General features: G+C 30.8%; 12 protein-coding genes and 1 pseudogene. 11 read left to right on the forward strand and 2 right to left on the reverse strand.

Features of this window, described 5'->3' with window-relative positions:
* Positions 1–588 precede the first annotated feature (588 nt).
* The 3 genes from ACWJKE_RS03715 to ACWJKE_RS03725 all read left to right on the forward strand — a co-directional run bounded on the left by ACWJKE_RS03715 (position 589) and on the right by ACWJKE_RS03725 (position 2,280).
* Positions 589–1,041 (forward strand): recombinase family protein, encoded by a 453-nt coding sequence (locus ACWJKE_RS03715; protein WP_216303482.1) that lies wholly within the window; start codon positions 589–591, stop codon positions 1,039–1,041.
* Between the two features lie 72 nt (positions 1,042–1,113).
* Positions 1,114–1,644 (forward strand): hypothetical protein, encoded by a 531-nt coding sequence (locus tag ACWJKE_RS03720; RefSeq protein WP_462959157.1) that lies wholly within the window; start codon positions 1,114–1,116, stop codon positions 1,642–1,644.
* A gap of 507 nt (positions 1,645–2,151) precedes the next feature.
* Positions 2,152–2,280, forward strand: coding sequence for a hypothetical protein (locus ACWJKE_RS03725; protein WP_258876400.1), 129 nt, complete (start codon positions 2,152–2,154; stop codon positions 2,278–2,280).
* A 47-nt stretch (positions 2,281–2,327) separates the two neighbouring features.
* Here the strand turns inward: ACWJKE_RS03725 and ACWJKE_RS03730 are convergent.
* A pseudogene (locus ACWJKE_RS03730) lies at positions 2,328–2,714 on the reverse strand (L,D-transpeptidase).
* Positions 2,715–3,092: 378 nt separating this feature from the next.
* Here ACWJKE_RS03730 and ACWJKE_RS03735 point away from each other — a divergent pair.
* Entirely contained in the window at positions 3,093–3,287 is a 195-nt protein-coding gene (locus tag ACWJKE_RS03735; protein ID WP_462959158.1) for a hypothetical protein, read from the forward strand.
* A gap of 36 nt (positions 3,288–3,323) precedes the next feature.
* Positions 3,324–4,637, forward strand: coding sequence for a VanZ family protein (locus ACWJKE_RS03740; protein ID WP_253198213.1), 1,314 nt, complete (start codon positions 3,324–3,326; stop codon positions 4,635–4,637).
* Between the two features lie 1,108 nt (positions 4,638–5,745).
* Here ACWJKE_RS03740 and ACWJKE_RS03745 read toward each other — a convergent pair.
* Entirely contained in the window at positions 5,746–6,000 is a 255-nt protein-coding gene (locus ACWJKE_RS03745; protein WP_216303488.1) for a hypothetical protein, read from the reverse strand.
* 647 nt (positions 6,001–6,647) lie between these two features.
* On the opposite strand from ACWJKE_RS03745, the gene ACWJKE_RS03750 reads away from it, so the two are divergent.
* The 6 genes from ACWJKE_RS03750 to ACWJKE_RS03775 all read left to right on the forward strand — a co-directional run bounded on the left by ACWJKE_RS03750 (position 6,648) and on the right by ACWJKE_RS03775 (position 13,720).
* Positions 6,648–7,103: an AraC family transcriptional regulator gene (locus tag ACWJKE_RS03750; protein ID WP_216303489.1), complete on the forward strand. Its 456-nt coding sequence runs from the start codon at positions 6,648–6,650 to the stop codon at positions 7,101–7,103.
* Between the two features lie 1,431 nt (positions 7,104–8,534).
* Positions 8,535–9,611: a uroporphyrinogen decarboxylase family protein gene (locus ACWJKE_RS03755; RefSeq protein ID WP_216303490.1), complete on the forward strand. Its 1,077-nt coding sequence runs from the start codon at positions 8,535–8,537 to the stop codon at positions 9,609–9,611.
* 12 nt (positions 9,612–9,623) lie between these two features.
* A complete protein-coding gene (locus tag ACWJKE_RS03760; protein ID WP_216303491.1) occupies positions 9,624–10,289 on the forward strand; it encodes a DUF1638 domain-containing protein in 666 nt (221 codons plus the stop codon).
* A gap of 24 nt (positions 10,290–10,313) precedes the next feature.
* Entirely contained in the window at positions 10,314–10,976 is a 663-nt protein-coding gene (locus ACWJKE_RS03765; RefSeq protein WP_216303492.1) for a corrinoid protein, read from the forward strand.
* Positions 10,977–11,012: 36 nt separating this feature from the next.
* On the forward strand, positions 11,013–12,044 hold the full coding sequence (locus ACWJKE_RS03770) for an MtaA/CmuA family methyltransferase (protein ID WP_216303493.1): 1,032 nt from the start codon (positions 11,013–11,015) through the stop codon (positions 12,042–12,044).
* The gene (locus ACWJKE_RS03775) at positions 12,044–13,720 is read left to right on the forward strand and encodes an ASKHA domain-containing protein (RefSeq protein WP_216303494.1); all 1,677 of its coding nucleotides are present in this window, start codon (positions 12,044–12,046) and stop codon (positions 13,718–13,720) included. The genes ACWJKE_RS03770 and ACWJKE_RS03775 overlap by 1 nt, the downstream gene beginning before the upstream one ends.
* Positions 13,721–13,765 lie beyond the last annotated feature (45 nt).

Here is a 13,765-nt window from a genome sequence, read left to right on the forward strand (position 1 = left end):
TGTTTGTTATTCAGTTTACTAAAAAATGTTTGATGTTGATTCTCCGTATTGAGTTGCATCTTATATACTAAAAGAGAAATAATTATTGCTAAATCAACTATAAAAATAATAATCACTATTGGTAACCTGTAGCTTTATAATATCCTGAAGCCATAGAAGTCATTTAAAAATTACTATTTTTATATTTAGATGGTTTTAAATGTCTGAGTGGGAAGGAATAAATGTTTTTCTCAAAGCATGTACAACTTTTATTCTTATGTAATTTTATTATAGTGCAATATTTACATTTTTTCAATTTATTAAATTAAAAAAATTAAGCCTTATAGTTAGTTCATAAAATGTGTGTTTTTGCCCACCCCCCCGGAAAGGTGGAATAAGCAAATTATCTGAAAAACTTTTTAAATATTCTATGCCAAGTTATAAATGGGTAACACCTACAAATGTGTAAAACCGATAACTTTATGGAACTTATTAATATAGTAAATAGGTTTGTTATTATTAAATTGAATCATATTCTTTAACTCTTCTATAAAAAGCATTATTTTTCATGGTAACAAACTCCATAGCTTTTGCAGCAGTTATATTGATTTGCTTCCACTATTTTTTTATGCAAGAGTAAGTAGCAAAGACCAATCTTTAGAAAGACAAGTTTCTACGGCTAAAGACCTTGGAATACAGGATGAATACATATTTATAGAAAAAGCCAGTGGTAAAGATTTTAAGAGACCTGAATACCAGTTAATGAAACGTATTCTTAGAAGTGGTGGTATTTTATACATAAAATCTCTTGATAGATTAGGAAGAAATAAGCAAATGTTCTTAGATGAGTGGAAGGATTTTATAAAAAATAAAGAAGTTGATATAATTGTTTTAGATATGCCTTTACTTAATACAACAAGATATAAGTATACAATCTATTTGAAATGTTTCATATATGAAAATGTTGAAGTTTTGACATATAAAAAGTATAATAATATCACCATTTCAAAAAGTATACTTTATGAAAGAGCGTTATTATTAAGCATAAACTATCGTTTATAAATTATTTACATCAAGTTACCGGTTTTTACACGTATCTCGGTATCCCACCTAAATGATTTGGAGGGGGGGTAAATGTATAAAAATGGATTGTATAATAGAAAACACTATTTAATTATTGTAATAATAATAATTATTATTATTGCATGTTTAGGTTATAAAGAGGTTAGTTATAGACATAACAAAGATGTTGGTTATAGACCTAACAAAGATGTTGGTTATAGACCTAACAAATATGTTAATGTAAATGATTTAGTAAATAAAGCTTATACAAGTTCAAAAGGGTACGATTCTGAGATGGCAAAACATATGTCTAAGGATGTGTATACCTCTACAAATGGTTATATTATGTATGAACTGTATCAGTGTAAGAAACCTATTAAAATTTCTTTCAAGTCAACTGAAATTAATCAACATAAAATTAATGGAAAGATATTTTTATATATGATTTATGATTTTGAGATGTTTGATGCTGATGGAAAGTTAGTAACAGGTGCAATGAATAGTTCCGTTGTGTTTACAGTTACAGGAACTAATGATAATTTATACTTAGAAAAGAAACAGGAATATATGAGTGGAAATGACGTTCCTAAAATGTATAAATAATACTAATACTTGGCATCTCTGTAGCAATGGAACAAAAACGGAAATGGGAAATACAATTTACACCATTGCCGTTTAATTAGTTCTTTATTATTCAATAGGGCGTACTACCCCCTTAACATCATGGGTAAATATTCATTTAAGGTATCAGAAGAAATTAGAAAAGGTATGTTAAGATCCTCGCTTACTTTAGAATAGGAAATAGAATAAATTTAATATAGTAACAGCTAATAAGTATAGTGTATTATTAACTGTCACCATATTTTTACACGTTTATAGCCGTTTTCTGTTCCGTTACTACCTGTACCACCTATAATTGGATAACAATTAAAAATAAATGTAAGAAGTTATTTGAATCTAATTATTCCGAGTTGATTTCTTGTTTTTATAATTATCATGGTATTTAATATATAATCTAGTTATGAGATTAAAAGACTCAAAAACACATTGCAAAAGACTTTATATCACGTTTAATTGTGTTAACACAATTAAACGTGATGTATTTTTAGAATGGCAGATGAGAAATGTACAGTATTAGGAATTAGGATTGATACGGAAGAACGTAAAAGGTTTGATGAGTTTGTAGGAAAAAAAGGTCAAAACACCCATTTAAGAAGATTAGATGATTTTTTCTATTAATCCATATTGCTCTATCTAAATAAGAAATTGATTAATACATTATTAAATCAGTCATTATAACAAATAATAGGAGTATTAGCGTCAATATTATTAAATATAGTTTTTGCTAAACTAGGTGTACAATTTATAGAACCACGAGAACCATTTGCCCAATATACACTTCCGCCAAATAAAGGTCTAGAACCTAGATCATGCATTTCAATTCCATCATTAAAAGTCATAAAAACCGATGCAGGCACACTATAACCCGGACTATTTAATATGAAATTTCATTGTTTATATTTTAATTTCCAAACTCCTGTCGGTGTTTGATGATGATTGCTAACACCACCAGTAACAACATCTCCTTGTACAATAAGCGAATCATTCTTATAAAACCATAAATGCTGTCTTGCCAAATTGCGACTCAAACCACTATTCAAATAAGTGATCACTTATCGCTATAATTCCTATATATTCCAATTTAACACAATATAATTTTTCGGGGTTTTAGGGGTACCGCCAACTAAACCGGCAAGCCACTCATGGCACTTTTTTTATTTATTGAATATATTGGCTATGCATTTAATCTCAAATTTTGTAAATGGTTGTAAGTATTTTTATAAAATTGTATTATTATGGTTACCATGGTATTATTATTTGAAGTTAATGTTAAATAAGGGGGAATTAGTAATGCGGAAAACAACTTTAAGAAAGATGAACCGACAGCCTCGTTAGATGCACAGGGTGAATATGAACTATTTAATAATTTTAAAGAGCTTATAAAAGATACAAATAGTATTATAGTTTCACATAGGTTCTCAACAGCAAAGATGGCTGATAAAATTATTGTTATAGAGCAAGGGGAAGTTGTAGAAATAGGATGTCATGAAGAGCTTATTAGTGATAAGGGTATATATTATAGATTGTATAGGATTCAATCAGAATCATATGAAGAGAGTTTTATAGTAGATAATATAAGACAGGTTGATGTAGAAATGAAAGACTGTACAATATCAGTTGGTTAAAAAATAAACAACAAATTATAAGTGAGAGTGATTAGAATGGAGCAGAAGTCAAAGTATAAGAGTATATCAAAATTTATAATTATATGTATTTTTGTAGCATATATTGCAATAATATTTAAGATAGTTGTATTTAAATATCCTGGATCTATACATATATTTTCAACAAGAGCAGCTAGTTTAAGACGCTTAAATTTAATTCCATTTAAGCTATGGGTTGATTTCTTTGAAAATGCATCCAGTCTGGGATGGGCATGGGCTATATCTAATTTATTTGGTAACATAATAATATTTATTCCACTAGGATATTTATTACCTTTAATCTTAAAAAAGGCTAAGAGTATATTGCCGGTAGCATGTATGTCATTTGTATTTAGCTTAGTGCTTGAGTCTTTACAATATGTATTAGCAATAGGGAGTTCTGATATTGATGATATTATTTTAAATACATTAGGTGGAGTAATAGGATATTTGTGTTATAAAGTAGTTACTAAAATATTAGTAACTAATAAAAAAATATGTATAGGTACAATAACACTAACAGTTTTATTTTTAGTAAGTGGATTTACAGTTGCAAAGGCTGAATTCGGAAATATGATTGGAATAACAAAATTTGAGCACGAAGTAATCGGAGGAGATGTTATACCAGAATCAAGGGTCGATTATATAGGAGCTTTTATTAGTTATGATGCTAATATTATAAATATGTATGATGGTATGATTGTAGATAGCGATGTAGACCCTTCATTAATGGAAAAATTAAATGTAAAAGTTAATGAAGATACAAAGATATATTTAAATACAATGGAAAGCAAAAAAAATAAAATGACTACTGAATATAACGAATATACGGACTCAGTAAGTAATATAGAAAAAAATTCTACTTTATCTATTTGGGGAAAAAAGGTAGAGGGTAAGATAGTAGCGGAAATAATTGTTATACAAAAACCAATCATAAATCAAGAAGAGTCTACTATAAGTCATACAGAGGATAAAAGAAATAAGAAGACTACAGACAATAAATCAAAAGATGATATTCAAATTCCAGAAGAAAAGTCTGATATAGAAGGTTGCTTTAAAGAGTATGAAAATGATGTAATAATAATTAACCGTATAGATAATTTCGAAAGTGGGGAGTCTACTATTTCCGTTTCATCAGATAATAAGGTGAAAATAAAAGTACAGGATGATACAAATTATATTATTAAAGTTATAACTTCAGCAGGAGAAGTAAGGTCTATAAAATCGACTTCTATAGATGATATGAAAAAGGGCGACAAGTTAGATGTTTGGGGAGAAAGTTCTGATGGATCACTAATAGCTGATAAGATAGTAATTATAAGGATGGAATAAAATTAATATTAGCAAACTCTCCATAGTAAAGTAAAAACCCTGGTAGCATATCAGAAATACAATATTTAAAAGATAAAATAATAAAAAATAGACAATGATAATTTTATAATAGAGTAGAAACAAGAATATATATAAGAAAAAGATGTACCGATTGAATTATAATAATCCTATAAGTGGAATTTAAAGAGTAACAGGATATTTAAGTTTGGATGAAAGATTTGGACTAGGTAAATATCATGAAAGACAAGATAGGAGATCACATACAGGAACTGATAAAAATAATTATCAAGTTTTATAAAAGATATACCTAGCAGGGTGATTCGTGTTGATTAATTAGAAAAACAGGAACCCACTGATAACAGAATTTATGAAATATATATGGATAAAAATATAGTAAAATCAAGATAATAATAACTTAAGTTTCGGAGCATAGAGTAATTCTTTCTTCCTAAACCACGCCAGTATACGCTTAATAATTCTAAATTTCTTTCTGATAATAAAGTATATCTCTCTTTATTTCCTTTACCACTTCTAATTCTAATCTTCATGTCATTAATTTAACTAGAATCGATGCACGCCGTCGGGTACCCAAAAAAGGACTAGCTTTATCATTAGTAGCTCTTAGTTTACCATGGTTTGAGGGACGAAAACACTGGGAAGCTTAGAGAGTCTTATGCTGAAGCTTGTTCTCTTTTTGGGTGACGGTATACGTGCCCAGACCTTGTCCTTCCAAATTCCCTATACTACTAGTAGCTATAAAATATAATAATTATTATAATAAGGTTTTATAAAATATATATACTATAATAATATTTCGATATCCAAGAAGGAAAACACGAAGACTAATTACTTTTTTAAAATTTGTAGGATGCTGGTAAATGGACGAGTTTGTGACCTCTACTATAAATTTATTTTTTTGAAATTCTAAATTTTCAGAACTGAAAATAGCCAAAGTGATGATAGAAAGAAAGGTGTAATCATAACAAATTCTTCAGGCAAATTAGATTTACAACATATTTATATTTTGGATAAAGAAAATAACATACTATACGAAAAAACATTCCAGTAAAAATAAAAGGATAGCTTTTAAAATCTATCCTTCATATTCTTACCATGTCATGTTAGGCGACTTAATAGTTCCATCAAAATTACCATAGTAACTATCCATAAAATAATTTGCACTCAAACCATACCAAAAAGTACCTGCAGGCCTACCGTAAATACATGCAGTGGCCGATGCAAAATTCTTATTATAATTTCTACTATAACCCGATTTTATAATTTTATAATTATTATTAAATACGTAAGCATGTGATGAACTTATGATTGCAAAAAAACCTAATTGCTCTTGACTCTCATTCAACCCGTTAACAACCTTCTCAATGTCTTTTCCTAAATTACTAACAGTAAAAATTTGTATTTAATGCTAACTAATAACTCCATATTTTTAGATTGAGTATCTGCAAGTGACTTTTATACTGTTCCACTTCAACTTTATATTTTTTATATTCCTCAAGTATTCCTGTAAGAGGGGTAGTAACCGCAAAGCCAGTTATTTACAGTTGGATATTATTATTTGAATATTGCGAGTTAGAATTAATATGTAAAAGTTCTACCTCAAAAAAGTATATAACATCAGTGTAAATCATTGATATACCAAGGATTTAATCACTAAATGATAAAGCTCTTATTTTTTTGCTCAAAACAAGTTAGTTAAAGTAGAATTATAGTATTGATAACACTAACTAAGCGAGAGATAAAAATGGCGATAATTCTGATTATGATTTAGTAGATAACATGAGACCTTTGAAAGTAATTTAACATTACTCCGATAATGGGTATAATATTCCTAAAAGTTACGTCAAATTGATAAATTAATGCGTCATATAAAGTATTAATAAACACATGTAAGTGGTAATTTAGTAATTTAAAAAAATGTCTTGTTTTCTATTTTAAAGCATTATATGATGTTTATAGACATCGATGTACTTTATAAAGAAAGGAAGAATTATGAATATAGAAATTGAAAAAACTTCATTTTATAGAATTGCTTATATAAGGCAGGTTGGATCTTATGGGCAGAATAATATTAAAGTAATGGAAAAATTAAAGAAATGGGCTAAGTCTAATGGACTGCTTAATGAGCAATCTATCATACTAGGAATTGCCCATGATAACCCTAAAATAGTAGAACCTGAAAATTGTCGTTATGACACAGGTCTCGTTATTTCAAATGATTATTGCATTAGTGATGATTATATTAGTGATGGTAACATTCTTGGAGGAAAATATGCAGTTTTTAAAATAAGACATACAGCTGAAGAAGTTCAAAAAGCGTGGCTTGCAATTTTTCCGGAATTATTCAAGAAAGGGTATCAACTGGATGAGGCAAGACCTATTCTTGAAAGGTATAAAACTGAAATGGTTAAAAACCATTTTTGTGAAATTTGTGTACCAATTAACTAAAATTTAGTTTTAATAAATTATAGGTTATAGAATTTAATAAAATACGTAAGTCTTACGCATTAGTTGTGTCCCATTCTTCATACTTTACATCATAACAGCCACGAAATAGTAGTTCCGTTTTTGATTTATAGTTCATCAAAAATGGAGAATACTGTCTTATGGCTGTTTTTTTCACGAATCGTCTCAATACCCCATATATTTAATAACTGTTTTATTGCATCAGCGTCTTGGGAATATATGCTTAACCGGGCGAATTTACGCTTTGCGGTTTCTACCCCAATAACATCTCCATCCTAAAGCATTATCAAATATATATGATGCTATAAGCAATGTATTCTTGAATTTCAAATCCATTTATTTACATGCTTATAGCCGTTTTTGGTTCCGTTACTACATATACCCATAGTAGGTTGAAAACAAAAAAACAGATCCTGCTGTAGTGCAGTAGGATCTGTTTCCCTTGGGGGAAGGGGAAATAATTTCATTTGCTTTAGACAAGTTTACTGACTGCTACTAAGATTAAATAGAATGATGAATGCTTAGGTACTTTAATAGATTAGTTTACTTTTGGGCAGTGAGTAGGATTGTCCAAAGCTTCATTTGTGACCTAGAGTAGTGAAAGAGCTTGTGCCACATCAGGTTTTAGTATGAAGAATGAAGGAGAAAATATGCTGTGGATCAGCCTTTGACTGCGGAGTAAAATAATTAATGTTTTAAAATATATTTACAATGTAATGATTAAGGCTGTAAAGTGCTTAGTTTAACAATTTAAATCTTTAAGATGTCAATTTCAATATAAATTAAATTTATGATGTCCTAAACAATCAATATTATTCATCAAGTGAGTGGTTATTACTATCATAAATTCACTCCTAAAAAGTGTCCCTGAGAACACAAAATCAATGTACTCCATTTATAATATATCAGATAAAACAATACATTCAAATATACAATAAGGGAAAAGGCGTTAGTTTAATTTGATATAAACCTTTATATATCAACGCTTTATGTTGCTTTTATGAATGTAAGGTTTTGCTTAAAAGATTACATTCGTACATAAGAATTTAAAACTTGAGATTTATAAAAATAATCTGATCTATGAATTCAGCAAGTGAAATAATTACATTTATGTAACTACACTTTCCTTAGCGTACGAAATAACATTTTTGCTGACGATACCCCAACATTATATTTTTCTTTTAATTTCCGGACATTTTATATTGCAATCTACATTCTCAAAGGTTTGAGTCACAAAAAGTTGACAAAGTAGTATATTACTAATATAATACCCATTAAACATATAGGTATTATAAAAAAAATTAATGAGGTTCACCAGAAAACTGGAGGATGAAATTATTTCTAAATTATAGAAGCTGTTTTGACCTTTTTATTTATATTTTAAACAAATAAATCAAGAAAGGAAATGAAAATATGAATAGGCAAAATTTAAAAGATGAAATGACTCCAAAAGAAAGAGCGGAAGCAATAGCAAAAGGTAAGTCTTACGATAGAATTCAATGTGGACCTAGTATTGGTGATCATGCTGCAAATCTTATAAATGTAAAGGTGTCTGAACTTCATTTTTCAGTAGAAAAATTTTTACAGGGACAAATTGCAGCAAATGAAAAATATGCCATTGAGTCAACCATTATCGGGCCAGGCCTTGGAGGAATCGCAGAAGCATTGGGAAGTAAACTTGTTTTCCCTGACCATGGGGCTCCTTATGTTGCAGATTACGCAATAAAGAACTTTTCGGATTTGGACAAGATTTCCTTGGCAGATCCTCAAAAGTCCGGTAGGTTTCCCTTTATTTTACAGACTGCTGAAGCTCTTGTAGATAAGTTAGGAAAAGAAATACCAGTTTCTGTTGGAATTCCAGGACCTTTTACAACTGCAGGAAATCTTAGAGGTACAGTAAATTTCTTACGAGATTTAAGAAAAAATCCAGAATTTGCACATAGGATTCTTAGACTTGTAACAGATACAACTATTGCGTTTATTAAGGAAGTGGCTAAGCGTGATGTGAGCATAGAAATTGATGAACCAACTGCTTCAGGGGCTTTAATAAGTAAGGACATGTTTGCAAAATTTACTTTGCCATATTTAAAAGAAGTTATTGATGCAATTATCAGTTCTGGTAAAAGTGCTCCTTCCCTACACATTTGCGGAAATACAACAAAGATTTGGACACTTATGGCAGATGCCGGGGCAGGCGCTTTAAGTCTTGATGAAACTATAGATTTAAAAGAAGCAAAAAAGGTTATAGGTCACAGAGTAGTCCTTGTAGGCAATGTGAAGCCTACGGCCACCATGTATTTGGGTACTCCTCAAGATGTTGAAAGAGAAGCAAAGGATTGTCTTAGAAAAGCTTATGACAGTCCAAAGGGATATATACTTGCTTTAGGTTGTGGTTTGCCAATAGATACTCCGCCTGAAAATATTCTTTCCTTACGTGCTGCAGCTAGGAAATACGGCAAATATCCATTTGATCCTGAACTTTTTAGATAAGGGGGGATTTATATGACTATGAAAATTATTGCTTGTGAGGTTATGAAAAAAGAGTTGCTTTCTATAACGCCAGTACTTGATGTTGAATTTGAGTTTATATCTATGAATCTACATCTTTATCCTGAAAAACTTAGGAAAGAATTGCAGTGCATAATTGAAAGATCAACAGGGTATTCGAGAATTATTTTAGCTTTCGGCTTGTGCGGTGGGGCAGCTAAGGGTTTGGTGCCCACCCATTGCACTCTAACAATACCTAAAGTACACGATTGTATTTCAATTTTTCTTGATTCAGGTAAATTAAATCAAGGTATTTATGAAAAGAAAACAGGTACCTTTTATTTATCTTGTGGTTATATGAACTCAGAGAAATCAATACTTGCTGAGCACAATCGTATTAAAGATAAATATGGTGAAAAGAAAGCTCTAAAAGTCCTCTCAAGAATGTATGAAGGTTATAACCAGATATTGTTTATTAAAACCGGTTGTTGCAGCGAAAAGGCTGATATTGAACAATCCGAAGAAATAGCAAAACTGCTTAGCCTAAGTCATGACACAATTAAAGGAAGTGATACTTTTATTGAACAGATTGTAAAAGGTCCATGGGACAATGAGAAATTTATAAATATAAGTCCCGGGGGTATTGTTAAAGAGGATGATTTTAATATTGGTATAAAATAATGCACTAAAAATGGAGGGTATAAAATGTCAGATAATAAAGAAATATTATTTAAGAAACTAGCGGAATCAGTGGTTGATATGGATGAAGATGTAGCAATAGCTATTTCAAAAGAGGTAATTGCGCAGAAGTATGATGCATTTGAAGCAATTGATAAAGGATTATCAGCAGGTATGGAAAGAGCAGGAGAGCTTTTTGAGGAAGAAGAATATTTTATTCCAGAGCTTTTAATGTGTTCCGATGCAATGTATGCAGGACTTGATATTTTAAAACCACATATAAAAATAGATAAAAATGAAGTGAAACACAAGGTTATTATAGGTGTAGTTGAGGGAGATACTCATGATATAGGGAAAAATCTTGTAAAGATTATGCTTGAGACTTCAGGCTTTGATGTTATTGATCTTGGAAGAGACGTTCCACCTTCAATATTTGTAGAAAGAGCGAAAGAGGAAAATGCAAATATAATAGCACTTTCAACTTTAATGACTACAACTATGGATAACATGGCAGAAGTTATAAGAATTTTAGACAAGCAAAATATCAGGGATAAATTTAAGATTATGATAGGTGGAGGTCCAATTTCACAAGGGTTTGCGGATAGAATTGGAGCAGACGGGTATTCGGTAAATGCAGCAGAAGCTGTAAGACTGGCAAGGAAATTAGTTGCTGCTTCAATTGTAGTCTAATTACTTTTTAAAATTAAAAAGAAAAGAGGGTTAAAAATGGAAGTACTTACTCAAAAAGAAAGATTGCTAAGAGTTTTAAATAAAGAAAAAGTAGATAGGCCTCCTGTTATTTGCCCAGGGGGAATGATGAATGCGGCTATAATAGATGTAATGAAAAAAACCGGGCATACTTTGCCTCAGGCACATAAGGATGGTAAGCTTATGTGCTTGCTTTCAAAGGATGTTCATACTCATACAGGCTTTGAAAACTTGGGGATTCCATTTTGTATGACTGTAGAAGCTGAGGTTCTTGGAAGTAAAGTAGATTTTGGAACACTTGCCTGTGAACCTAAAATTATTACAGAAGTATTTTCTTCCGTTTCAAATGTAGAATTTAAAAATATAAGTGAAATTCTTAAAAACGGACGTGTTGATACCATTATTCAGGCAGTTTATTATATATCAAAGCAAAATGATGACGTGCCTGTAATTGGCAGTTTGACTGGACCTATAAGTACTGCTGCCTCTATGGTTGACCCAATGACATTTTTGAAGGAGTTAAGAAAGAATAAAGAAGGATCACATAAAGTTATTGATTATGTAACAGATTTTTTAATAGAGTATGCAAAACTTATGATTGATAACGGAGTTACTGTTATATCCATTGCAGATCCTACAGCAACTGGAGAAATACTTGGACCTAAAATGTTTGAAGAATATGCTGTAAGATATTTAAATAAGCTTATCAATGGTATTCATTCTTTGAATGTACCTGTTATAGTTCATATTTGTGGTAAATTAAATGCTGTAAAAAATCTGTTGCCCAATATAAAATGCAATGCTATAAGCACAGATTCACTAGTGAATTTGCGTATTCTTAAAGAAGAGTACCCGTCTCTTACTACTATGGGGAATTTAAGTACCTACCTATTAGAATTTGGTTCTACAGAAAAAGTTGCCAGTCAAACTGAGAAGCTTTTGCGAGATGGTATAAATATTATATCTCCTGCATGTGGGTTAAGTACTTCTTCGTCTCTTGAAAATATATATACTTTTACGAAAACAGTTAGGGAAGGAAGTGTAAAATAATGGTGCAGGTAAAATTTGTTCCGGATAATATAACAATTAGTGTTGAAGTTGGAACTACAATTCTTCAAGCAGCGCGACTTGCAGGGGTAGTAATAGAGTCCCCTTGTAATGCAGCTGTAACCTGTGGTAAATGCAAGGTAAAGCTTGATAACATCTCAATAAAGAATGTAATTTCAAATGGAGTACATCATTTATCCAAAGAAGAAGTGAAGGCAGGATTTGTATTATCCTGTGCTACAAAAGTTATAGGGGATGTTTTAGTTGAGGTAACTCGTAAGGAACAAAATGAAAGCTTAAAAATTCTAAATCATGGCAAAAGTTTTGAATTTAAAATTAACCCTATAATTAAAAAGAAGTATTTTGATGATGAAGGCGTAACGAGAGTATATTCAGGGGAACAAATTATTGGAATTGAAGCAAATAATACGGAAAATAAGAATTTTGGTGTTGTAGTTGATATTGGTACAACTACCATGGTTGCTTCTCTTATAGATTTATTTAATGGAGTGGAAATTAGTTCAACTTCTTGTCTAAATCCACAAGCAATTCATGCACAGGATGTTTTGTCGAGAATAAAGTTTGCATCTGAGGAAAAGGGCTTAAATACCATGTATAGTGGTGTTACTCGTGAAATTAAAAATATGATAAGTGAAATAAGTAAAAATGCAGGTATAGCCAATGAAAATATCTATGAGGTTATTCTAAGCGGAAACACTTGTATGTTACATCTAGCAACAAATATAAACCCTAGTTCGCTTGGTAGGTATCCTTATACTCCTAAAATTTTTGGCGGGAACCATGTTGAAGCGTTGCATCATGACTTTAATATTTCCCCTTTTGGACTAATATATCTTCCACCTATAATTTCTGCTTATGTTGGATCAGACATAACATCAGGTATCCTTGCAGCTAAATTATATGAAAAAGATGGTGTTACACTTTTTGTGGATATTGGGACAAATGGTGAGATGGTTCTAAGTTTAGACGGAGAATTATCAGCGGCCTCCACTGCTGCAGGCCCCGCCTTTGAAGGAATGAATATAACTCATGGCATGAGGGCGTCTAATGGTGCTATAGAGTTTTTCAATATAGAAGATGACGGAAACATAACTGTCAAAACAATTGGTGATGACAAAGCAATTGGAATTTGTGGAAGTGGACTTTTAGACATTGTTGGTGAGCTTGTTAAACATGGAGTAATTAAGAAAAATGGTAAGTTTGTTGATACAGATAAAGAAGAAGTGAAACCTCTATTGAAGGAAAAGATAGTTAAACATGAAGGCAAAACGGTATTTAAAATAACTGATAAAGTTTACTTATCACAAAAGGATATAAGGCAAGTACAGCTTGCAAAAGGTGCAGTTAGGGCTGGAATAGAATTTTTACTGAGGAGTAAAGACATTACGGCTAATAAAGTAGACAAAGTACTGATTGCAGGGTCTTTTGGCTACCACCTCAGAGCAAAAAGTTTAATAAATATAGGTCTACTACCCTTAGAACTTGAAGACAAAATTGACTTTGTCGGAAATACTTCAAAATCTGGAGGGCAAATATTTTTATTAAATAAGTCTTATAGGAAGGAAATGGAGACAGTAGTTAAAAAGGTTGATATTATTGAACTTTCAAACTATGAAGACTTTGATAAAGTTTTTGTACAAAGCTTGAGCTTTAGATAGAGTGAAGAAATAAGTGTTGATAGTGTTAACTAATTTATGTAATAA

It is taken from the genome of Clostridium sp. CM036, assembly GCF_055081135.1.

What these genes read in the sequence shown, in the direction of transcription:
- ACWJKE_RS03755 (WP_216303490.1), top strand. Translation starts at nt 8,535, where the DNA reads ATGAATAGGCAAAATTTAAAAGATGAAATGACTCCAAAAGAAAGAGCG.
- ACWJKE_RS03775 (WP_216303494.1), top strand. Translation starts at nt 12,044, where the DNA reads ATGGTGCAGGTAAAATTTGTTCCGGATAATATAACAATTAGTGTTGAA.
- ACWJKE_RS03735 (WP_462959158.1), top strand. Translation starts at nt 3,093, where the DNA reads ATGGCTGATAAAATTATTGTTATAGAGCAAGGGGAAGTTGTAGAAATA.
- ACWJKE_RS03770 (WP_216303493.1), top strand. Translation starts at nt 11,013, where the DNA reads ATGGAAGTACTTACTCAAAAAGAAAGATTGCTAAGAGTTTTAAATAAA.
- ACWJKE_RS03750 (WP_216303489.1), top strand. Translation starts at nt 6,648, where the DNA reads ATGAATATAGAAATTGAAAAAACTTCATTTTATAGAATTGCTTATATA.
- ACWJKE_RS03760 (WP_216303491.1), top strand. Translation starts at nt 9,624, where the DNA reads ATGACTATGAAAATTATTGCTTGTGAGGTTATGAAAAAAGAGTTGCTT.
- ACWJKE_RS03725 (WP_258876400.1), top strand. Translation starts at nt 2,152, where the DNA reads ATGGCAGATGAGAAATGTACAGTATTAGGAATTAGGATTGATACGGAA.
- ACWJKE_RS03740 (WP_253198213.1), top strand. Translation starts at nt 3,324, where the DNA reads ATGGAGCAGAAGTCAAAGTATAAGAGTATATCAAAATTTATAATTATA.
- ACWJKE_RS03720 (WP_462959157.1), top strand. Translation starts at nt 1,114, where the DNA reads ATGTATAAAAATGGATTGTATAATAGAAAACACTATTTAATTATTGTA.
- ACWJKE_RS03765 (WP_216303492.1), top strand. Translation starts at nt 10,314, where the DNA reads ATGTCAGATAATAAAGAAATATTATTTAAGAAACTAGCGGAATCAGTG.